This window comes from Campylobacter concisus (genome assembly GCF_902460625.1).
Classification (GTDB): Bacteria; Campylobacterota; Campylobacteria; order Campylobacterales; family Campylobacteraceae; genus Campylobacter_A; species Campylobacter_A concisus_AD.
On record NZ_CABPUT010000002.1, the window covers coordinates 140,775 to 161,100 of the forward strand.

23 protein-coding genes are annotated in these 20,326 nt (G+C 36.7%); 15 read left to right on the forward strand and 8 right to left on the reverse strand.

The genetic code is table 11. The features are described from left to right. Window positions 1-287: 287 nt before the first annotated feature. The 6 genes from F3G69_RS09530 to F3G69_RS01150 all read right to left on the reverse strand — a co-directional run bounded on the left by F3G69_RS09530 (window position 288) and on the right by F3G69_RS01150 (window position 3,827). A complete protein-coding gene (locus tag F3G69_RS09530; RefSeq protein WP_258033584.1) occupies window positions 288-437 on the reverse strand; it encodes a hypothetical protein in 150 nt (49 codons plus the stop codon). A 269-nt stretch (window positions 438-706) separates the two neighbouring features. After that, window positions 707-1,315: an ATP phosphoribosyltransferase gene (gene hisG, locus F3G69_RS01130; protein WP_084109560.1), complete on the reverse strand. Its 609-nt coding sequence runs from the start codon at window positions 1,313-1,315 to the stop codon at window positions 707-709. Further along, a complete protein-coding gene (locus tag F3G69_RS01135) occupies window positions 1,312-1,941 on the reverse strand; it encodes a type III pantothenate kinase (RefSeq protein WP_103641026.1) in 630 nt (209 codons plus the stop codon). The genes hisG and F3G69_RS01135 overlap by 4 nt, the downstream gene beginning before the upstream one ends. Then, window positions 1,928-2,260 carry a hypothetical protein gene (locus F3G69_RS01140; protein WP_107770639.1) on the reverse strand — a complete coding sequence of 111 codons (333 nt, stop codon included), beginning with the start codon at window positions 2,258-2,260 and terminating at the stop codon, window positions 1,928-1,930. Before F3G69_RS01140 ends, F3G69_RS01135 begins: the two co-directional genes overlap by 14 nt. Continuing rightward, window positions 2,257-3,264: an L-seryl-tRNA selenium transferase gene (locus F3G69_RS01145; protein ID WP_103588522.1), complete on the reverse strand. Its 1,008-nt coding sequence runs from the start codon at window positions 3,262-3,264 to the stop codon at window positions 2,257-2,259. The genes F3G69_RS01140 and F3G69_RS01145 overlap by 4 nt, the downstream gene beginning before the upstream one ends. Further along, a complete protein-coding gene (locus F3G69_RS01150; protein WP_087580345.1) occupies window positions 3,264-3,827 on the reverse strand; it encodes a hypothetical protein in 564 nt (187 codons plus the stop codon). Before F3G69_RS01150 ends, F3G69_RS01145 begins: the two co-directional genes overlap by 1 nt. A 127-nt stretch (window positions 3,828-3,954) precedes the next feature. Between F3G69_RS01150 and gatC the strand changes: the two genes are divergently transcribed. From gatC to F3G69_RS01195, 9 genes are read left to right on the forward strand one after another with little or no spacing between them, the layout of a single operon-like run. Next, window positions 3,955-4,242: an Asp-tRNA(Asn)/Glu-tRNA(Gln) amidotransferase subunit GatC gene (gene gatC, locus F3G69_RS01155; protein ID WP_072594515.1), complete on the forward strand. Its 288-nt coding sequence runs from the start codon at window positions 3,955-3,957 to the stop codon at window positions 4,240-4,242. Between the two features lie 10 nt (window positions 4,243-4,252). Next, window positions 4,253-5,392 carry a type IV pilus twitching motility protein PilT gene (locus F3G69_RS01160; protein WP_149714173.1) on the forward strand — a complete coding sequence of 380 codons (1,140 nt, stop codon included), beginning with the start codon at window positions 4,253-4,255 and terminating at the stop codon, window positions 5,390-5,392. Beyond that, window positions 5,392-6,003 carry a CvpA family protein gene (locus F3G69_RS01165; protein ID WP_054197121.1) on the forward strand — a complete coding sequence of 204 codons (612 nt, stop codon included), beginning with the start codon at window positions 5,392-5,394 and terminating at the stop codon, window positions 6,001-6,003. Before F3G69_RS01160 ends, F3G69_RS01165 begins: the two co-directional genes overlap by 1 nt. Before the next feature lies 1 nt (window position 6,004). Beyond that, complete coding sequence (locus F3G69_RS01170) at window positions 6,005-6,472, forward strand: Fur family transcriptional regulator (protein WP_021091630.1); 468 nt, start codon at window positions 6,005-6,007, stop codon at window positions 6,470-6,472. A 4-nt stretch (window positions 6,473-6,476) separates the two neighbouring features. Continuing rightward, the gene (gene lysS, locus F3G69_RS01175; RefSeq protein WP_223155860.1) at window positions 6,477-7,985 is read left to right on the forward strand and encodes a lysine--tRNA ligase; all 1,509 of its coding nucleotides are present in this window, start codon (window positions 6,477-6,479) and stop codon (window positions 7,983-7,985) included. Further along, window positions 7,982-9,226, forward strand: a complete 1,245-nt coding sequence (locus tag F3G69_RS01180) for a serine hydroxymethyltransferase (RefSeq protein WP_084041231.1) — start codon at window positions 7,982-7,984, stop codon at window positions 9,224-9,226. The genes lysS and F3G69_RS01180 overlap by 4 nt, the downstream gene beginning before the upstream one ends. Next, window positions 9,226-9,768 (forward strand): DUF1882 domain-containing protein, encoded by a 543-nt coding sequence (locus F3G69_RS01185; RefSeq protein ID WP_085658307.1) that lies wholly within the window; start codon window positions 9,226-9,228, stop codon window positions 9,766-9,768. Before F3G69_RS01180 ends, F3G69_RS01185 begins: the two co-directional genes overlap by 1 nt. Before the next feature lie 13 nt (window positions 9,769-9,781). Next, the gene (locus F3G69_RS01190; protein WP_149714175.1) at window positions 9,782-10,627 is read left to right on the forward strand and encodes an SPOR domain-containing protein; all 846 of its coding nucleotides are present in this window, start codon (window positions 9,782-9,784) and stop codon (window positions 10,625-10,627) included. Beyond that, window positions 10,624-11,412 (forward strand): shikimate dehydrogenase, encoded by a 789-nt coding sequence (locus F3G69_RS01195; protein WP_087580338.1) that lies wholly within the window; start codon window positions 10,624-10,626, stop codon window positions 11,410-11,412. Before F3G69_RS01190 ends, F3G69_RS01195 begins: the two co-directional genes overlap by 4 nt. A 121-nt stretch (window positions 11,413-11,533) precedes the next feature. Here the strand turns inward: F3G69_RS01195 and F3G69_RS01200 are convergent, their stop codons facing one another. Next, a complete protein-coding gene (locus F3G69_RS01200; RefSeq protein WP_021091622.1) occupies window positions 11,534-12,589 on the reverse strand; it encodes a TRAP transporter substrate-binding protein in 1,056 nt (351 codons plus the stop codon). Between the two features lie 90 nt (window positions 12,590-12,679). Here F3G69_RS01200 and pyk point away from each other — a divergent pair, with 90 nt between their 5' ends. Further along, complete coding sequence (gene pyk, locus F3G69_RS01205) at window positions 12,680-14,131, forward strand: pyruvate kinase (RefSeq protein WP_149714176.1); 1,452 nt, start codon at window positions 12,680-12,682, stop codon at window positions 14,129-14,131. A gap of 128 nt (window positions 14,132-14,259) precedes the next feature. Here pyk and dnaJ read toward each other — a convergent pair whose 3' ends face one another. Then, window positions 14,260-15,402: a molecular chaperone DnaJ gene (dnaJ, locus tag F3G69_RS01210; protein ID WP_149714177.1), complete on the reverse strand. Its 1,143-nt coding sequence runs from the start codon at window positions 15,400-15,402 to the stop codon at window positions 14,260-14,262. A 122-nt stretch (window positions 15,403-15,524) separates the two neighbouring features. Here dnaJ and F3G69_RS01215 point away from each other — a divergent pair, with 122 nt between their 5' ends. The 5 genes from F3G69_RS01215 (at window position 15,525) to F3G69_RS01235 (ending at window position 20,321) form a co-directional block, all read left to right on the forward strand. After that, complete coding sequence (locus F3G69_RS01215) at window positions 15,525-16,196, forward strand: response regulator transcription factor (RefSeq protein WP_021091583.1); 672 nt, start codon at window positions 15,525-15,527, stop codon at window positions 16,194-16,196. Then, on the forward strand, window positions 16,193-17,449 hold the full coding sequence (locus F3G69_RS01220; protein WP_149714178.1) for an ArsS family sensor histidine kinase: 1,257 nt from the start codon (window positions 16,193-16,195) through the stop codon (window positions 17,447-17,449). The genes F3G69_RS01215 and F3G69_RS01220 overlap by 4 nt, the downstream gene beginning before the upstream one ends. Beyond that, on the forward strand, window positions 17,446-18,018 hold the full coding sequence (gene recR, locus F3G69_RS01225) for a recombination mediator RecR (protein WP_149714179.1): 573 nt from the start codon (window positions 17,446-17,448) through the stop codon (window positions 18,016-18,018). The genes F3G69_RS01220 and recR overlap by 4 nt, the downstream gene beginning before the upstream one ends. Before the next feature lie 85 nt (window positions 18,019-18,103). Further along, on the forward strand, window positions 18,104-19,720 hold the full coding sequence (trpD, locus tag F3G69_RS01230; RefSeq protein WP_103600201.1) for an anthranilate phosphoribosyltransferase: 1,617 nt from the start codon (window positions 18,104-18,106) through the stop codon (window positions 19,718-19,720). Beyond that, the gene (locus F3G69_RS01235) at window positions 19,707-20,321 is read left to right on the forward strand and encodes a phosphoribosylanthranilate isomerase (RefSeq protein ID WP_103600202.1); all 615 of its coding nucleotides are present in this window, start codon (window positions 19,707-19,709) and stop codon (window positions 20,319-20,321) included. Before trpD ends, F3G69_RS01235 begins: the two co-directional genes overlap by 14 nt. Window positions 20,322-20,326 lie beyond the last annotated feature (5 nt).

Consider the following 20,326-nt stretch of genomic DNA (forward strand, 5'->3'; position numbering starts at 1 on the left):
TTTATGTAAGAAGTAGAATAAGGTAAGCTTAAATTGCTTGCCTGATTAATAGAAAGTTTAGACTTATCTCGTTAACCAAACAACAGGTTTTGTATTATTCTTATCGGCCTTTTATTTTAAAAATTTCTCTTTCTATTTTGTAGGTTTATACTCATCTTTGAAGAATTTTTCTTATCATCGATTCTTTGCTCTAGTATATTCTTCTCATAAAATTTATATGTTGGCTTCAGTGCTCAAGATAATTTCTAAAGCCAGCGCTATGTCCTGCATCCATAGTTACAGCTTACTCATTTTAGCTCTTTATCACTGCCAAGAAATTTTTTATAGTGGGCATGCATCTTTTGAACTTGTGCTGATATTTTGTTACTATCTATCACATTTGTATGGCAGCTAGTGCAACCATTATCACCGATCGCTTTAAATTTGCTAGGACTCATTGCTTTAATTTGATGGCAATCAATGCAATCAAAGCTTAGATACTCGTGATGAGGCTTTAGCTTATATTTGGCTCTTGGCTCGTTGGAGACTACTATTTTTGTTACGTTTAGATCGTTATTTGTATGTCAGTACTAATCTATTAAGATAAATTAATATGAAAAGTATGTCAGTGACTATCAATGCATTATTCTAAAAGAATTTATAAGTGAATAGTTGGACTTTATATTACTAAAGGAATTTTTGTACTTTATGATGAGACAGCAAGACTTTAAATTTCTTCTTTGATTTTTTTATAAAGTTCTAAAATCTCATCTTTTTTAATGATAAAGCTATTTTTATTTGCTATTAGATAAGCTGAGCTTTGCATAATATCACCAGCGATCTTTAGTCCATTTTGCTTCATGGTTGAGCCAGTCTCGACTACATCAACTATCGCGTCGCTTAAGCCAACTAATGGTGCAAGTTCGATCGAGCCATAAAGCTTGATGATCTTTACAGCTACGGCTTGTTTCGTAAAATAATTTCTTGTTATATTTGGCATTTTTGTGGCTATTTTTAGCTCCGGCTGGTTTAGATCTAGTTCAGAGTCGTTTTTTATGCCAATACAAACTTTACACTGTCCGATTTTCAAATCTAGCAACCTTACAACATTTGGCTTGTGCTCTTCAAGCACGTCAAGCCCCACTACACCAATATCAGCTGCACCTTCAGTGACATAAGTTGGGATATCTTGGTTGCGAACCATTAAAAATCTAAAATTTCCTTCTTCAAGGATTAGTTTTCTATCTTCAAATAAAAAACTTGAACCAAAAATTTTTCTAAAAATTTCTAGTGTTGCCTCGGCTATTCTTCCCTTTGGTAGTGCTACTGTTATCATATTATCATATCTTTCTTTTCAGTTATTAGCTTTTGCATGGCACGAAAAACTAGCATCTTGTCGCAAATAGCATTTTTAAAAAATTTTGACAAAAAGTCGCCATCTCCACCAGTAAAATAGACTTTTTTGTCACCGGCTAGCTTATCTAGTAGAGTTATTATTGGTTTAATAATGCCATAACTTACAGCATCAGCTGTTTTTTGTGGTAGAGCATCTATGTCAATTTGTGAATTTATAGTGATATCAAGTCGTGGCGAGATACTTTTGTAGGCATTTAGCATACTTGAAATGCCTGGCAAGATATATCCTCCAAGATGGATAGAATTTGCCATAATGTCGACCGTTATCGCGCTTCCAGCATCAACAATTACGCCATTATTTATAGAGTAGCATGCAGCGATTCTATCTACGCCTAGACCCTGATATATCGTATCAATAGTAAAAAATGGTTCTAGATCCACAAATATCTTATTGTCTTTTAAAATATTTAAAATTTCATCATTTACGGATATAAAATATACTTTTTTCTCTGGTTTATAGCTTTTAAACTCAGAAATTTTCATACGTGAGATTTTGCCATCTTCTAAAAATGTAGCGTTAGTATTGCCTATATTACACAAAATCATAACATCGCCAATTATTATCTTGTAGCTCTTTTAAGGCTTTAGAACAAATGCCAGAGCTATAAAATATAGTTTTTTTTCTTAGGTTTGTTTGGAATTTTATCTCTATTTTTTTAGAAATTTCTTCAAGCTCTAAAGCCTCTTTGCGTAGCAATCTACTTTTTGCTGTTCTTAAAAAGACAAGATTGTAAAAGCTCTTATTGTCCACTCCCCAAAAGATATCAAGCGTCTTTTTTGTGCTAAATTCACTTGTGTTAAGTGCTTTGATATCTTTTAAAAGAATTTTTCTGGCTTCAAAAAGCTCCCAAATTTTTTGGTTCATTGCCCTAAATTAACAAGTTCATTATCATAATAAAAGGCACCATTGCCCATAAAACTTTTATCTTTTATCTCATCGCTAAACTCATAAATTTCAGCTCCACTGAGGTCTAAATTTGTCTTTATAACGTAGCCTGTTTTTTCGATTACGTAGAGCTTATTATTGATAATAGTAGCTGCTGAGAAGATGGCAAATTTGAAATTTACTTTATTTTGCTCTTTTAACATAAGATTTGTTCTTACGATCGTACCATCTTTTTTAAAGATATAAATTTCATCGTTATTAACCAGTACATCTTTGATCTCGCCATCGTAATAAACTGTTTGACTTGGGTTAATGACGATAAGTTTTTTAGCTGTTGCTGCAATTAGATTATCGCCCTCAACGCCTAAGAATATGATGTTATTAAAGAAATTTTCAGAGCTTACGACCACGTCACGTAAAATTCTACCAGTCTCTTTTTGTACTATATAAATTTTGCCATCTAATGCCGGATAAACGATAAGCGAGCTCATAAAAAATGGTGCTACGACCCTTGAATCAACCGCTGCTATATTAGACGAGCTATATTCCATTATTGTTGTTGCGGTATTTATGTCTATTAGATAGATGTGGTTTGCCGTGCTGATAGCTGCTAATAGGTTTTGATCAAGAGAAGCAGCAACGATTGCTGTTGGAAATTTATTGCTATAAACGCTGTGTCCACTAGGATCTGTCACATTTAGATCGCCATTTATACTAGCTGATATGATAAAGCCGTTGTTTTCATTTAAGAAATTAAAATTTTCAGGCAACTTGATGTTTGTATTTAGGCCATTTTTGGTGATAATATTGCCGTTATCAAGAGTGGCGCCATTTGCATTTGCTGATTTGATATAAGATGGCATATCTTTTGACAAAGAAATTTTGCCAGAGGTTTGAGCTGGCTCGAAATATTGTCTTTTTGTGCCACATCCGCTTAAAACTAAAGCCAAGGCAAAAGCCAAGAAAAGAGTAATTTTTTTCATTATTTTATTCCCTGATAGTGTTTTAAATTTTTAACTAAAGTTTGAAGTTGAGAGTCGAGTGAAATTTTATTAAACTCATCATTTGCTTCTTTGATTTTGTTTTGTTTTAAAAGCTCAAAACCTTTTAAGAGCGTGCTATATTCGCTTAAAATTTGAGTGTTTGCATTACCATTTTGTGAAAGAATGATATCTTTTACTATAGGATTTACTTTTAAATTTGCAAGCTCACTAATGCCATTTGTCTCATTTTTATCAAGCTTTTGCTGAAGTGAAAAAAGTGCATATAAATTTGGTTCTTTTTCTTTTAAAATGCTTAAGGCATTTGCATCGTTTGGATTTAAAATGAGCTTTGAGTAAGCCAAATTTGCATCTTCAATTCTATTATCATTTATTATTTTGTTCGAATAAAATCCAATAATTGCAATGACAGCAACAATAATGGCAATTATCATAAATTTTTTATACTTTCTAAAGAAACGCTCACCTTTGATCATGCTTTCTAAAAACTGTTCTTGAGCACCAATCTCTTGTTTTATCTGTGTTAGATCTTCTTTTATAGCCAACGCTTTTCCTTTATTTTTAAAAAATTTTAATTCGCAGATTTTAACATAATTAAATTAAAACTATCCCAAAATTAAAGCTTGAATGTGATATAATGGCTCAAAATTAATTAATAAGGTTACTTATATAATGCAAATAGATGACACTCTTTTAAATAAATTAGAAAAACTTTCTGCCTTACAAATCAGTGATGAAAAAAGAGAAGAAGTAAAAAAACAACTAAGCGAGATTGTATCTTTTGTTGATATTTTAAATGAACTTGATCTAAGTAGTGATGAAGCTGTAGTTAGCTCTATAAAAGGTGGCACACCTTTAAGAGAAGATGAGCCAAGACCAAGTGATGTGATTGATACGATCTTGAAATACGCTCCTTCACGTGAAGGGCATTTTTTTGCTGTACCAAAAATAATAGAATAATGGTAAAAATATGGATCTAATCGAACAGCTTCAGGCAAAGAATTTAAGTGTAAAAATACCAGAAGATAATAACCTTAATAATCTTGCTAGCGATATAAAAACACTTTTAAAAACTGTTGTGAGTGATAAGGCAAGCGATCTTCACCTTGTTTCAAGATCTGAGCCTCAAATAAGAGTAGATGGTGCTTTAAAGCCCATTAATTTTGGCATATTAAGTGGTAAGGATATAGAAAATTTATGTTTTGCTTTGATTACTGATGAACAAAAAAGTGAACTTGAGAATAATAAAGAGCTTGACTTTGCGATCGAGCTTCCAGATATTGGTCGCTTTCGTGGCAACTATTACTATACCATGAATGGTGATTTAGCTGCTGCTTTTCGTATAATCCCAATCAATATCCCATCTCTTGATGAGTTAAATGCCCCACAAATTTTTAAACACATTATTAAGCGTGAAAAAGGTCTTATTTTGGTTACTGGACCGACAGGAAGTGGTAAATCAACAACTCTTGCAGCCATGCTTAATGAGATAAATTTAAATTATAGAAAGCATATTATTACAATTGAGGATCCAGTCGAGTTTGTGCATAATAATAAAAAAGCTCTATTTTCTCATAGAAATATCGGCACTGACGCAACTTCTTATTCAAGGGCTCTAAAATCTGCGGTTCGCGAAGATCCAGATATCATACTTGTGGGCGAGATGAGAGATAGGGAAACGATTTCAACGGCTATCACGGCGGCTGAGACAGGACACTTAGTATTTGGTACGCTTCACACAAATTCGGCCATTCAAACTATAAATAGGATCGTTGATAGTTTCGATGGAAGCGAGCAATTACAAGTAAGAAATATGCTTAGTGTTTCGCTAACTGCTGTCGTTTCACAAAGTCTGATCCCAAAGATAGGCGGTGGAAGGTGCGCTGTGCATGAAATTTTAATAAACAATATGGCTATCTCAAACTTGATACGTGAAAATAAAATACATCAAATTTACTCTCAGATGCAGCTAAACCAGCAACAAACTGGCATGAGTACGCAAACTCAGTCTTTGATGAAAGTACTAAAAGATGGTAAGATTACAAAAGAAAATGCGCTAGCTTATTCAACTAGCCAGCAAGAACTTCAAAATTTAATAGGAACTATATAATGGATTTAGTAACGTGGTTTGATATTATTATTATTGCTCTTGTCTTGATGCTTGGCATAAAAGGCATATTAAATGGACTTATCAAAGAAGCTTTCGGGCTTATCGGACTTATCGGCGGCTTAATTATAGCTAGCAGGTTTTCAGATCTATCTGGTGAGTTTATAACTAAAAATATATATAAATTTGAAAATCCTTCATTTTTACAGTTTGTCGCATTTATCTCTCTTTGGTTGGTTTTTTGGATAGTTTGCTTGCTAGTTGGTAAATTTTTATCAAAAATAGTTTCAGTAAGCGGACTTGGTTTTTTGGATAGACTTGGTGGATTTGTTATGGGAAGTGGAAAAATTTTCTTAACATTTTCGGCAGTAGTTGCTGTAATATCTGGCACCTCACTAAATAATATAATTGCACCTTATTTCGCGAATAGTAAAGTCTATCCGGTTTTGATAGAAACTGGCAAATGGATAACAAATCTTGATGTGAAAAATATCAAAAGTGAGTTAGATGAGATAGTGGCAAGACCAATGGATACAAATAAAACTGACGCATTTATCTCAATGGATGCAAATGCTAGTGTAAATACCGACTCTAATATCACAAAAGGGGAATAAAATGATAGAAAATTTAGAATATGATGCGTTGCTTGAGAAATTCAAAAGAGTGCTTCGCGACAATGGTTTAAAATACACGAAACAGCGTGAAATTTTACTAAAAACGCTATACAACAATGGTGAACACTTTACTCCAGAAAGACTTTATCTTTTTATAAAAGAAACGCACCCTGAGCTAAATATTGGTATCGCAACTGTTTATAGAACACTAAATCTACTTGAAGAATCAGAAATGGTGACATCAATCAGCTTTGGTTCGCAAGGTAAAAAATTTGAGCTTGCCACAAAGCCACATCACGACCATATGATATGCAGAAAGTGCGGCCTTATCATAGAATTTGAAGATCCAATGATAGAAAAAAGACAAATCAGTATCGCAAAAGATCATGGCTTTAAACTAACTGGTCATATGATGCAGCTTTATGGAATTTGTGAAAAATGCTCAAAAAATAATATAAAGGGAAAGTAAGGTGATATTTGACAATCAACATGAGATTCAACGACTACAAAGCATAGACGAACTAAGAAATTTAGGCATTAATCCATATCCGCATTTTCTTAGAAGAGATATGAATATCTCTAAATTTAGACTAAAATTTAACTACATTAATGATACAGAAGAGAAAAAGGCCGAAGGTCAGCTAGTAGGTCTTGCAGGTAGAATAAAACTCATTCGTGATGCTGGAAAAGCGGTTTTTGCAAATATTGAAGATGAAGATGGAAATTTACAAATTTACTTTAGTAATAAAACGCTTGATCCAGAGTGGTTTAAAATCGTTAAAAAATACGTAGAGATAGGCGATATCGTCTATGTTAGAGGTTATGCATTTATAACAAGAACTGGCGAATTTTCTATGCATGTAAGCGAGCTTAGCCTTGCTTCAAAGTCGATAAGCCCACTTCCTGAGAAGTATCATGGCCTAGTTGATGTTGAGACAAGATATCGCCAAAGATATCTTGATATGATAATGAACCCTGAAGTTAGAGCTGATTTTAAAAGACGCTCAGTGATTATTAGTACGATTAGAAGATTTTTTGAAGAAAAAGGCTTTTTAGAAGTTGAAACACCGATGCTGCACCCAATAGCAGGTGGCGCAAACGCCAAGCCATTTATCACTTTTCACAATGCCCTTGGAGTCGAGAGATACCTAAGGATCGCGCCGGAATTATACCTCAAACGCCTTATAGTAGGTGGCTTTGAAGCCGTTTATGAGATGAATAGAAATTTTAGAAACGAAGGAATGGACCTTACTCATAATCCTGAGTTTACAAGTATAGAGTTTTACTGGGCATACCATAACTATCACGATTTAATGGGCATTACAGAGGATCTTTTTAATGTCATTTTAGACAAGCTAGATATGGAAAAAGTTGTAAATTTTGATGGCATGGAAATTGATTTTAGTAAGCCATTTAAGCGAATAAGCTACAAAAAAGCTCTCGTTGAGATCGGTGAACTAGATGAGAATATCATAAACGACAAAGATAAAATTTTAGCAAAACTAAGAGCTGATGGCCTTGAAGCAAATGAGAAGCTTGATCTTGGTCACTTACAGGCTGAGCTATTTGATAACTATGTAGAGAGCAAGCTTATACACCCAACTTTTGTTATTGATTATCCGATTTCGATCAGTCCACTTTCAAGAAGAAGTGACGCAAATCCTGATGTGGCTGAGAGATTTGAGTTATTTATCGCTGGTCGCGAGCTAGCAAATGGCTTTAACGAGCTAAACGATCCAATCGATCAATACAACCGCTTTAAAGCTCAAATCGATGCTAAAAACGCAGGCGATGATGAGGCACACGAGATGGATGAGGACTATGTAAAGGCCCTAGGATACGGCATGCCACCAGTTGCAGGCGAGGGTATAGGCATCGATAGGCTCGTGATGCTTTTAACGGATAAAAAATCAATTCGCGATGTTGTGCTCTTCCCAGCGATGAGACCACTTAAAAATGAGATAAAGGAGAATGAAAAATGAGTTTGCAAAGCTACGATAAGGATATTTACGATCTAGTAAATTTAGAGTTAAAACGCCAATGTGATCACCTTGAGATGATCGCTAGTGAAAATTTTACATATCCAGAAGTTATGGAAGTAATGGGCTCAATCTTAACAAACAAATACGCTGAAGGCTATCCTGGCAAGAGATATTATGGTGGCTGCGAATTTGTCGATGAGATCGAGCAAATAGCGATTGATAGATGTAAAGAGCTTTTTGGATGTGAATTTGCAAACGTTCAACCAAACTCAGGCTCTCAGGCAAATCAAGGTGTTTATGGCGCTTTACTTAATCCAGGCGATAAAATTTTAGGCATGGATCTAAGCCATGGTGGACACTTAACACACGGTGCAAAGGTCAGTAGCTCTGGCAAGATGTATGAGAGCTTTTTCTATGGCGTCGAGCTTGATGGCCGCATAAACTACGATAGAGTCATGGATATCGCAAAGATAGTAAAACCAAAAATGATCGTTTGTGGCGCAAGTGCATACACAAGAGAGATCGAGTTTAAAAAATTCCGTGAGATAGCTGACGCTGTTGGGGCGATACTCTTTGCAGATGTTGCTCATATCGCTGGTCTTGTTGTTGCTGGTGAGCATCAAAGTCCTTTCCCATACTGCGACGTTGTAAGTTCGACCACCCATAAAACCCTAAGAGGCCCAAGAGGCGGTATCATTATGACAAACAACGAAGAGTATGCTAAGAAGATAAATGCCTCTATTTTTCCAGGCATCCAGGGCGGACCACTTGTTCATGTTATCGCAGCAAAGGCAGTTGGCTTTAAGCACAACCTTAGCCCTGAGTGGAAAATTTACGCTAAACAAGTAAAAGCAAACGCTAAAAAATTAGGTGAAGTATTAATAAAAAGAGGCTTTGATCTAGTGAGCGGCGGTACCGATAACCACCTAATATTAATGAGCTTTTTAAATAGAGATTTTAGCGGTAAAGACGCTGATATCGCTCTTGGAAATGCAGGCATAACAGTAAATAAAAATACGGTTCCAGGTGAGACAAGAAGCCCATTTATCACAAGTGGTATACGTGTTGGTAGTCCTGCGCTTACGGCTCGTGGCATGAAAGAAGCTGAGTTTGAACTAATAGCAAACAAAATAGCTGACGTGCTAAGCGACATAAACAACACATCTTTGCAAGAGAAGACAAAAGCTGAGCTAGTTGAACTTGCTCATAAATTTATAATCTATGATAAAGCGACATTTTGATGCAAAGTATTGATACGGCACTTATAAAGATTATTACAACTCACTACTATATCAAGCGTGATACGATCGTTAATAAAATAGAATATAGAGGCAAAATTTTCTTTGATAAATTTGAAAAGATCAACGAGCCACTGACCTATAATATTATGAAAGAGCATGAAGAGGGTAAGTCCGTTATCGCGCACTCTTTAATAAATGCATACGATAAAGTTGAAAATATAGTCTTTGACTATAACGGCAGAACCCCTGATAGATTTTGGCATAAAGCACAGCTTCTTTTAAGAGAAGAGGGCTTTATAAATTTTACAGCCTACGAGAGCAAGACACCAGGCCATCTACATCTTTATGTGCATAAAGGTCACACTACGCTAAATGAGGCTTGCCAGCTAGCAAACGTGCTCAACGCAAAGCTTTCACAGAAGTTGCCTAAAGAGTGGAGGATGTTTCCAAATATCGATATGCCAAAAGAATTTAACATACTAACTTTACCTTATAAGCTCTATCAAAAAGAGCGCGGGGCAAGTTGGTCAAAATATATGTAATTAAGGATAAAAAGTGGAAAACGATGAGTTAAAAGATATTCTTTTAGAAAGAGATGATGACGCAAGAGGATTGAAGCTAAAAAAACTTCTGATATTTATAGCAGCTCTTATTATACTTTTTTTGATTATTGTAGTGGCTATGAAGCTAGTAAATTCAAGCGATCCTTCACAAGCTCAAAATGAAGCTGATTCGAGACTAGTACTTCCTCCAGTACCAGCTGAGCAGCCAGTAGATAGACAAGCTCCGATAGCTGATACAAATTCAGACAATAAAAAAGGCGATACACAGCTTTTTGAGCAAGTACCGATCGTGCCTGAAAATAAGCAACAAGATGAATTTGAAGATATGATCAAAAAGCTAAAAGATAAAGAAAACAATAAGCCTGTTTCTAAAACTGAAGAGCCAAAAGAGATAGTTAAGCCTATCGAAAAGCCTGCTGAAATACCAGCAAAAAAAGCTGAGACAAAGGCAGATGCTCCAGTTAAAAAAGTCGAAAAGGTAGCAGCTACTGATAAAAAGAGTGAGGCAAAACCAGCTAAGACTGAAAATAAAGTAGATAAAAAGATTGAAAAAAAGGCTGAAACCAAAATAGAAAAAACGGACAAAAAAGCTGAAGTAGCTAAAAGTGAACCTGCCACAAAAGGCTCTTACGTTCAAGTGTTTGTGACTAGTAAATTTAATCCAAATGCTGAATATATGAAGAAGATCGCTGCTAAGGGATATAGTTACAAGACTATAAAAGTTGGTGAACTGACTAAAATTTTAGTTGGTCCATTTGATGAAAAAACGCTTCAAAAAGTAGTAGGCGATATTAGAAAAGATATCAATAAAGACGCTTTTATCTTTAGAGCAAAATGAAAACATTCGCAGTCTTTGGAGATCCAATAGCTCACTCGGTATCTCCGAGGCTGCACAATAAAGCCATTGCAGACCTGGGCTTAAAAGCACTTTATACAAGAGTCTTGCTAAAAGATGGTAGCGAATTAATCAATAAATTTAAATCCTTAAAATTAAACGGTGCAAACGTAACACTTCCACATAAAGAGTGGGCTTTAAATTTAGCCGATGAAGCTTCAGATGTAGCCCGTAAAATAGGCTCTGCAAATACGCTTGTGCTTAAAAATGACAAAATTTATGCATACAATACAGATGCGCCTGGATTTTTAAAAGCAATAAAAAATTTTAAAGATATAAAAAAAGCTATTGTCCTTGGAGCAGGCGGTACTGCAAATGCCATAACTTATGCATTAAAAGAACAAGGCGTTGATGTTTGCATACTAAATAGAAGCAAAGATAGGCTTGAGAAATTTAAAGATGAGTACAAATGCTTTAGCTGGGATAACTACGAAGAGCAAAAATTTGATCTAGTCATTAACTCAACCTCTGCTGGCCTAAAGGATGATTTTTTACCAGCACCTAAAGAAATTTTAAAAAGCATTTTTAAAGATGCTAAATTCGCATTTGATGTGATTTATGGCAAACAAACACCATTTTTAAAAATGGCCAAGCAAAATAGCCTTGACGTAAAAGATGGCGCTGATATGCTTTTATATCAAGCGGTCTTGGCACTAAATTTATTTTTTAACAATACACTCGATGAGTCAAAGATAGAGCGCTCAATGAGAGAAATTTTCTATCTATAATAGCCGCCAGTATTTATTTTTGTAAAAAATTATGGCTTGTATAAAAACGTTTTGATTAAAATTTTTATTGAAAGTAATTAGAATAAATATAAAAAGCAGGGAAGATCCCTGCTAAATTTTACTATTCGTTTGTTTTGATATAAGCGTAGTCTGAAATTTTAGTCCATTCTCTTGCTTTTTTAAGGAAAGCTCTTTGCGACTCGACGATCTCTTTAAATAGTGGATCTTTTGCACTCTCTTCATCAAGTAGCTCGTTTGTAGCCTTTTTAAGAGCTGCGATGACCTCTGGTGGGAAAGATTTTACTTGGATGTCTGGATACTCGCTCTTCATTTTATCCCAGTACTCGACGTTTGAATAAAATACTTTTGTATTTGCATCTCTTGCTACTTCAGCTGCAGCTGCTTCAAAGATCGCTTTTAGGTCATCTGGAAGCTTCTCGTATGATTTTTTATTAAAGAAAAACTGAGTTTCACCGTTTGGCTCTTGCCAGCCTGTGTAGTAGTATTTTGCCACTTTGTGAAAGCCAAGCGCCATGTCATAAGCTGGGCTTACCCACTCGACTGAGTCGATCGTTCCCATCTCAAGAGCCATGTAAAGCTCACCAGTTGGGATAGTATTGATGTTAGCGCCAAGTTTAGCGTAAATTTCACCACCAAAGCCTGGAATTCTTATCTTTAAGCCTTTGATATCATCTAGTGATTTTATCTCTTTTTTAAACCAGCCACCCATTTGCATGCCGGTATTTCCAGCTCTAAAAATTTTGATATTGTATGGATCGTAAACTTTTGCCTCAAGCTCCTTACCACCGCCAAATTCATACCAAGCTGTTTGCTCGTCAGTATTCATCATAAATGGAGTTGCTGTAAAAAATATAGTTTTAGCATCTTTGCCTTTATAATAATAGCTACTTGTGTAGGTAATGTCGTATTGACCGCTTTTAGCAAAATCAAGCATCGCAAAAGGTGATTTATGCTTTGATGGATAATCAATCCTTAGCTCAAGTCTGCCATTACTCATCTTTTCAACTTTATCCTTTAGCTCTTTTGGCACATCACCAAGCACTGGCATAGTGCTCTCCCATGAGCTAGCAAGCTTTAGCTTATAAACTTTATCATCTCCCATAGCAACGCAAGCAACAGCTGCTAAACCAAGAGACGCTAATAAAAATTTATTCATATCTTCTCCTTTGAAATTTTGCCTATTATACAAAAAATTACATTATTAAAATGTGTTATAATCGCAAAAATCAAATTTATGGGGCATAAAATGATAAAAAAGACAAAAATTGTAGCTACTTTGGGGCCAGCAAGTGATAATGAAGAGACAATGGAAGCGATGGTAAAAGCGGGTGTTAATGTCTTTCGTTTAAATTTTAGCCATGGGACACACGAATACCATAAATCAAACATTGACAAGATAAGAAATATCGAAAAAAAGCTAAATAAAAGAATAGGAATTTTACAAGATATCTGTGGCCCAAAGATCAGAGTTGGTAAGCTTAGTGAGCCATTTTATCTAAAGGCCGGCGATGAACTTAGTATCCATGCTGATGAGATCATCGGTGAAAAAGTGGGAAAAGGAATTTATAAAGTAAGTCTAAATCAGCCTCAAATTTTGCCAATGCTAAAGGTTGGCGAGTATGTCTATCTCTATGATGGCTCTATAAGAGCAAAGGTCATTAGTGAAGGCAAAGAAATAGTAAAAACTATCATTGAAAATGATGGAATTTTAAACTCAAATAAAGGCGTAAATTTCCCAAATACAGCCCTTGGCATAGAGATCATCACACCAAAAGATAAAGAAGATATGAAATTTGGCGCAAAGCATGGCGTAAATTTTGTCGCCATTAGCTTCGTGCAAGATGCAAATGATGTAATAAAGGCAAAAAATATCTTAAAAGAATTTGGCTCAAGAGCTGCCGTTTTATCTAAGATCGAGAAATTTGACGCAGTTGAAAATATAGACGACATCATTGCAAAGAGTGATGGTATCATGGTAGCTCGTGGCGATCTTGGCATAGAAGTGCCATTTTATAAGGTTCCAACTATCCAAAAGCTCATCATCAAAAAAGCAAATGCAGCAAGCAAGCCAGTCATTACTGCAACGCAGATGATGCTAAGCATGGCAGAGCATGAAACTGCTACAAGAGCGGAGATCAGCGACGTGGCAAATGCCGTGCTAGACGGTACTGATGCTGTTATGCTAAGTGAGGAGAGTGCGATCGGTAAAAACCCAGTCGCAGTCGTAGAGGCGATGAGTAAAACGATCATCCAAACTCAAAGCATCTATCCATATAATAAATTTGATGAGTTTGACTTTTTTGACGAGACTGATATGGTGGCAAGTAGCGCCGCATCTCTTGCTGTTCGCATAAAAGCAGATGCATTAATCTCAATCACTGGCTCAGGAAAATCGGCTATAAAATTAGCTAGAAACCGCACAAATATCGACATCATTGCAGTTGCTCACGATGAACAAACGGCACACATGCTTACCCTTGCTTGGGGTGTTACGCCAGCGCTTGTACTAGAAAAAACAAAGCTTAGCTCACTTTTAGCAAATGTCATGAAAAAGGCGTATGAAGAGGGATATGTTGAACACGACAAGACTTATCTTGTCACGGCCGGTCACCCTACGGGCGTTGAGGGTAGCACGAACCTTATACGTATCATCAGACGCGATCAGCTTGATTATTATTTGGAGCTTGCAACTGAGTAAATTTAGAGCTGCGATATACTTACTCAAAAATTTTAAAATTTTCGTTCATTTTTGTGAATATTAAAAATATTTGGGAAATTTATTTCGCGGAAATTTGTAACGCTAAATTTAACGCCACAAATTTAAATTTATTTTTTCTTTTTGCCTTTTGGTTCATCGCCTTTAAACCAGCTTTTTATCTTATCAAAGACGCTTTCATCGGTATTTGATTTACCTGATTCTATGCCAAAGCTAGCTTGAAGCTTATTTAAAAGCTCTTTTTGTTCATCGCTTAGTTTTTCAGGCGTTTGAATAGAAATTTGCGCTACGAGCCTACCTTTTTTACGCGAATTTACGCTTTTAATACCTTCATTTTCAAAGATAAATTGCTGCTTATCCTTTGCTCCAATAGGTAGTTTTAGCTCAGTTTCTCCTCGAAGAGTTGGAATTTTTATACTTTCGCCAAGTATAGCTTGCGTGAAAAAGACAGGAATTTCTAGATAAACATCGTCGTTGTGGCGAATGAAATGCTTGTCTTCTTTTACGTTTATACTTACATAAAGATCGCCTTGAACGCCGTTTGTGCCGATATTGCCTTTGCCAGCTACTCTCATTCTCATGCCGCTATCAACACCCTCAGGAATAGTAATCTTTACAGTTTGTTGCTGGATTTTATAAGCTTTTGCGTTACAATCAGGGCAAGGCTCACTTATTACTTCACCGCTTCCGTGGCAATATGGACACTCTTGGACGATATTCATAAAGCCATTTCCGCGTGTTATCCTGCCACTTCCGCCACAGTACTGGCAAGTCTTGCTCTTGCCATCTTTACTGCCAGTTGCATTGCATGTTGGGCAAGGCACTTTTTGATCAAATTTTATCTCTTTTTCACAACCAAAAATAGCTTCGTTAAACTCCAAATTTATAGGAATTTCAAGATCGGCTGAGTATTTTTCAGAGTATCTTTTTCTCTGCCTAGAACTACTTGCAAAACCGCCACCAAAAAATGAGTCAAAAATATTTGAAAGATCAAAATCGGCACTAAATCCGCCACCGCTACCAAATCGACCCTCAAGGCCTTCTTTGCCGTATCTGTCGTAGATAGAGCGTTTTTGCTCGTCGCTTAAAACTTGATAAGCTTCATTTATCTGTTTAAATTTTAGTTCAGCCTCTTTGTCGCCAGAATTTCTATCTGGATGATATTTTAAAGCAAGCCTTCTAAAGGCTTTTTTGATCTCATCTCCGCTTGCATTTCTTGAAATTTCAAGGATTTCGTAATAGTCAAATTCCACATTTTTCCTTGTTAATTAAGCTTATTTTAAATATGGGATTTTACCCAAAAAAGTTTAAATTTAAAAAAGAATTTACATTTTTGCCGTATAATCTCTACTATTTTTAATAAAAAGGATAATTCATGGTTAATGTTTTAATGATAGAAGACGATCCAGAATTTGCACAAATTTTATCTGAATATCTTGATAGTTTTAATATAAAAGTTACGAATTTTGAAGACCCTTATTTAGGACTTAGTGCCGGGATAAAAAACTATGATTTGCTAATACTTGATCTTACTTTACCAGGTATTGATGGGCTTGAGGTTTGTAAAGAAATTCGCCAAAAATACGACATTCCTATCATCATAAGCTCAGCTAGAAGCGATATTAGCGATAAGGTTGTTGGACTTCAGCTTGGTGCTGATGATTATTTGCCAAAACCATACGATCCAAAAGAGATGTATGCTCGTATCACAAGTCTTATAAGAAGATATAAAAAGACAAATGAAGTACAAGAAGAGGTCGTTGATAGCGCATTTAGGATTGATGATAAGCGTCACGAAATTTACTTTAACAATGAGCCGTTAGCGCTTACTCCAGCTGAGTATGAAATTTTAACTTATCTCATTAAGCAACACAGCTTTTCAGTATCACGCGAACAGCTAGTTTATAACTGCAAAAGCCTAAAAGATAAAGATTCAAAGAGCTTAGATGTTATTATCGGACGCCTTAGATCAAAAATCGGTGATAGCTCAAAAGCCCCAAAACATATATTTTCAGTAAGAGGCATAGGATATAAGCTTATCGGATGAAATATTCCATAACTACGAAGATAACTATTATCTTTGCCATAGCTTTCTCGCTGATGTGCTTGCTCTTTGTAACCTTTGCAAACATTCAGCAAGAAAGCGCTTTAGAAAAACTAAAGGATAGACAAATAAGTGCGATGAACTACCTTGTCGCACTCTATGAACGCGGAAATCCCCCAAGAGATTTAGAACATTATTTTAAAAATTTTTATTTAGAGTATGTTGGAAATAAAAATTTAGCCACTTCAATAGCTACAAATGGGACTATTGTTTTTACACAGCACACGCCTCTTGGAGTGGTGCAATCGGTTAATTATAAAGGCGATTTGTATTTGCTTATTAAAAACCCATCTTTTCAGCTACTTCTTGAAAGTAACGACGCAAGACACGTAAATGATCCGCTTTGGGTCGCATTTTTGATAGTTTCAGCCCTTCTCATCTCACTTTATGTTTCTGTTCTTAGAAGTCTCTCGCCGCTTAGAAGGCTTAGTAAAGACATTAGGAAATTTGCCAGTGGAAATATGGAAATGGCGATGACGGCTAGGCTAAATGAAAACGAGCAAGACGAGATCGGACAAGTCGCTGTTGAGTTTGATAATGCTGTTTGCAAGATCAGAGAGCTCATCCGCTCAAGGCAGCTATTTTTGCGCGCGATCATGCATGAGCTAAAGACTCCGATTGGCAAGGGCAGGATCGTCTCTGAAATGGTCGCAAATGAGACCCAAAAGATGAGGCTCATAAACGTTTTCGAGCGCCTTGAGATGCTGATAAATGAATTTAGCAAGGTCGAGCAGCTCCTTTCTAAAAGCTACGCACTAAACTACCAAGAGTGCCATTTCTCGCTCATTTTAGAGCAGGTGCAGGATATGCTCATGCTTGATAAATTTGAAGAGCGAGTGAGCTGTGATATCAGAGACGATGTCATTTTAAGAGTGGATTTTCAGCTTTTTAGTTTGGCGATTAAAAATTTGATAGACAATGCCCTAAAATACGCAGAGGATAAAAAGGCTATTTTGATCTGCGATAGTGAATTTATAGCGGTTAAAAATTTAGGCAAAAAGCTAAATCATCCGATTGACTACTACAAACAAGCCTTTGTGCGTGGCGATAAGGTGAGTGCAGGAAGCGGTATGGGGCTTGGACTCTATATCATTGAACAAATTTGTCAGATGCAAAAATTTGAGCTTGTTTACGACTACGAGGATGGCTATCATGTATTTAGAATTTTACTTAGATCAAAGGCGAAGCGAGCATGAAAAGAGGCTTAGAAAAATTTAACGAGCTAACCGAGTCTTTTGCAAAGCTCCCTGGTGTCGGTAAAAAATCAGCCGCAAGGTTTGCCTATTTTGTCTGCATGCAAGATAGCTTTGCAGGGCTAAGGCTTGCTCAAAATATCGAAGACGCGGTAAGGTTTATCAAACGTTGTGAGCGCTGCGGTGGGCTAAGCGAAAATGAAATTTGTGACATTTGCAGCGATGAGAGTAGGGACAGTGAGGTCATTTTGCTAGTTGAGAGCCCAAAAGATATTCTAGTCTTTGAGCAAAATGGCATCTACAATGGACTTTATTTTGTACTTGACGAGATCAACGAGGACGCCATAGAGAGGCTACGAAATGCTATCAAACAAAATGGCTCAAAAGAGGTCGTTTTTGCCTTTACGCCGGGGTTAAATTCTGACGCACTTATGCTTTACGTTGAGGATAAGCTTGGCATGAGTGAAATTTCATTTAGCAAGATCGCTCAAGGTGTGCCAACTGGTGTAAATTTAGAAAACGTCGATATGCTTTCACTTTTAAAAGCCTACGAGAGCCGTACAAAAGCCTAATTAAACTTTCTTTTAGTTATAATTTTGCCTAAATTTATAGAAATTTAGCCAAGGCTCAACCGCTGCTAAATTTAAAGGATATAGGTTGATTTTACTAATAGATAATTATGATAGTTTTGTCTTTAATGTTGAGCAATATGTAAAAGAGCTTACAGATGAAGAGGTTAGATGCGTTAGAAATGACAAGATCACGCTTGACGAGATCAAAAAACTAAACCCAAGCAAGATCATTTTAAGCCCAGGGCCAAAGCACCCAAAAGATAGCGGAGTTTGTTTAGAAATTTTGGGGTCAGACCTTGGCGTGCCGGTGCTTGGAATTTGCCTTGGACACCAAGCTATAGGGCTTAGTTTTGACGCGAAGATAAAAAGACTAGATGACCCACTACACGGCAAAACTTCATTTATCGACGTGAAAAACAAAGAGCCACTTTTTGCTGGGTTGCCTGAGCGCTTTGAGGTTATGCGCTACCACTCGCTTTATGTCGATGAGCTCCCAGCTAGCTTAAGTGCTGATGCGGTGAGCGATGATGGCGTAGTTATGGCACTTAGCGTTAAAGATAAGCCGATCTTTGGCATCCAGTTTCACCCAGAGAGCTACTTCACACAATACGGTAAAAAGATCGTTGAAAATTTTGTAAATTATAAGGCAAAAGATGAGGTTAAAGAGCCAAAAATTCGCTCTCTTAAGCCATATCTTATCAAGCTTCAAGAGAATATCCCGCTTGACGATAGCGACTTTGAGCAAATTTGCGAGATAATAGCCAGCAAAGAGTACGAGATAGTGCAGCTTTCAGCCCTTTTGGTTCTCATTAGCGAAAAGAGCCTCTATCCAAAAAGCCTTGCTGCGCTTGCAAAAAATATCCTAAGATACTCGCAAACTTACCGCGACGATACGCCTATGATCGATCTTTGCGGTACTGGAGGCGATGGCTTTAAGACGATAAATATCTCAACTACTGTGGCATTTATCCTTGCAAGCCTTGGCATAAAGGTCGCAAAGCACGGCAATAAGGCAGTTTCAAGCAAGTCAGGCAGCTCTGATGTGCTTGAAATTTTAGGCGTAAAAAGTGAAAAATCATTGGCAAAACAGCGTGAAAATTTAGCTAGTAAAAATTTAGCCTTTTTCCATGCACCATTTTTTCATCCGTTAGTTGGCGAGGTGAGAGAAGTGCGCCAAAGACTTGGTATAAGGACCGTATTTAACGTACTTGGACCGCTTTTAAATCCAAATTTGAACCTTACAAATCAGCTAGTTGGCGTCTATCACAAACCAGTGCTAAAGCTCTACGCCCAGACGCTTAAGATCCTTGGCAGAAAGCACGCTTTGGTCGTTCGCGGCGATGACGGACTTGATGAGATCACGCTTTGTAGTGAAACAAGCGTTGTGGAGCTAAAAAATGGAGAAATTTTTGAGTATAGCATCACGCCAGAGCAGTTTGGCTTTAAAAGAGCGCTTCACAGCGATATCGAGGGTGGCACACCTGAAGAAAACGCCAAAACATTGATCCGCACGCTAAAAGGCGAGGAGCAGGGGGCGAAATTTGACATCATTGTCTTTAACGCGATGTTTGCGCTTTATGCAGCTGATGGCGCAAAGAGCCCGGACGAGGCCAAAAAAATGGTGCTTGAGGCGATAAATTCTGGTAAGGCGTATAAATTTTATGAAGAGTTTATAAAGGCTGGGGCTAATGGTGCTAGTTAAAATTTGTGGCATCAAAACGCTAGATGAGGCAAGTGCGGTTTGTGCTTTGGATGTTGATTTTATAGGGTTAATCTTTGCCAAAAGTAAAAGAAAGGTCGAGCTAAATTTAGCTAGGCAGATAGCGAAATTTGCTCACAGCAAGGGCAAAAAAGTTGTCGGTGTTTTTGCGGAGCAAAGTGATTGTGAGATAATTGAAATTTGCCAGTTTGCTAGTCTTGACGTGGCTCAGGTGCATGGAGTGGTGAGTGAAAATTTAGGTGCAAATTTAAAAGATATGGGACTTGAGGTTTGGCAGGTTTTTAGCGTGAAAGATAGATTGCCAGAGGTTGATTTTAAGCATTTTGACATGGCGCTTTTTGACTGCAAGGGCGAAAATGCTGGCGGAAACGGCACTAGCTTTGAGTGGGAAATTTTAAAAGAGGCAGAATTTAAATTCGGCATGGCTGGGGGCATAGGCGAGCACAATATAAAAGAAGCGCTCAAATTTAAGCCATATCTAGTCGATATCAACTCCAAAGTCGAAAATGAAAACGGCATAAAAGATACGCAAAAGATAGAGAGAATTTTAAATGTAGTAAAATTTAACAACACATTGGAGTGAATAAT

Excerpts from the sequence above, each read along its gene's own strand:
- F3G69_RS01185 (WP_085658307.1), top strand. The coding sequence starts at position 9,226 with ATGCAAAGTATTGATACGGCACTTATAAAGATTATTACAACTCACTAC.
- F3G69_RS09530 (WP_258033584.1), bottom strand. The coding sequence starts at position 437 with ATGAGTCCTAGCAAATTTAAAGCGATCGGTGATAATGGTTGCACTAGC.
- F3G69_RS01140 (WP_107770639.1), bottom strand. The coding sequence starts at position 2,260 with ATGAACCAAAAAATTTGGGAGCTTTTTGAAGCCAGAAAAATTCTTTTA.
- pyk (WP_149714176.1), top strand. The coding sequence starts at position 12,680 with ATGATAAAAAAGACAAAAATTGTAGCTACTTTGGGGCCAGCAAGTGAT.
- recR (WP_149714179.1), top strand. The coding sequence starts at position 17,446 with ATGAAAAGAGGCTTAGAAAAATTTAACGAGCTAACCGAGTCTTTTGCA.
- F3G69_RS01200 (WP_021091622.1), bottom strand. The coding sequence starts at position 12,589 with ATGAATAAATTTTTATTAGCGTCTCTTGGTTTAGCAGCTGTTGCTTGC.
- F3G69_RS01160 (WP_149714173.1), top strand. The coding sequence starts at position 4,253 with ATGGATCTAATCGAACAGCTTCAGGCAAAGAATTTAAGTGTAAAAATA.
- F3G69_RS01235 (WP_103600202.1), top strand. The coding sequence starts at position 19,707 with ATGGTGCTAGTTAAAATTTGTGGCATCAAAACGCTAGATGAGGCAAGT.
- F3G69_RS01145 (WP_103588522.1), bottom strand. The coding sequence starts at position 3,264 with ATGAAAAAAATTACTCTTTTCTTGGCTTTTGCCTTGGCTTTAGTTTTA.
- F3G69_RS01135 (WP_103641026.1), bottom strand. The coding sequence starts at position 1,941 with ATGATTTTGTGTAATATAGGCAATACTAACGCTACATTTTTAGAAGAT.
- F3G69_RS01170 (WP_021091630.1), top strand. The coding sequence starts at position 6,005 with ATGATAGAAAATTTAGAATATGATGCGTTGCTTGAGAAATTCAAAAGA.
- F3G69_RS01215 (WP_021091583.1), top strand. The coding sequence starts at position 15,525 with ATGGTTAATGTTTTAATGATAGAAGACGATCCAGAATTTGCACAAATT.
- gatC (WP_072594515.1), top strand. The coding sequence starts at position 3,955 with ATGCAAATAGATGACACTCTTTTAAATAAATTAGAAAAACTTTCTGCC.
- F3G69_RS01195 (WP_087580338.1), top strand. The coding sequence starts at position 10,624 with ATGAAAACATTCGCAGTCTTTGGAGATCCAATAGCTCACTCGGTATCT.
- F3G69_RS01220 (WP_149714178.1), top strand. The coding sequence starts at position 16,193 with ATGAAATATTCCATAACTACGAAGATAACTATTATCTTTGCCATAGCT.
- hisG (WP_084109560.1), bottom strand. The coding sequence starts at position 1,315 with ATGATAACAGTAGCACTACCAAAGGGAAGAATAGCCGAGGCAACACTA.
- F3G69_RS01180 (WP_084041231.1), top strand. The coding sequence starts at position 7,982 with ATGAGTTTGCAAAGCTACGATAAGGATATTTACGATCTAGTAAATTTA.
- F3G69_RS01165 (WP_054197121.1), top strand. The coding sequence starts at position 5,392 with ATGGATTTAGTAACGTGGTTTGATATTATTATTATTGCTCTTGTCTTG.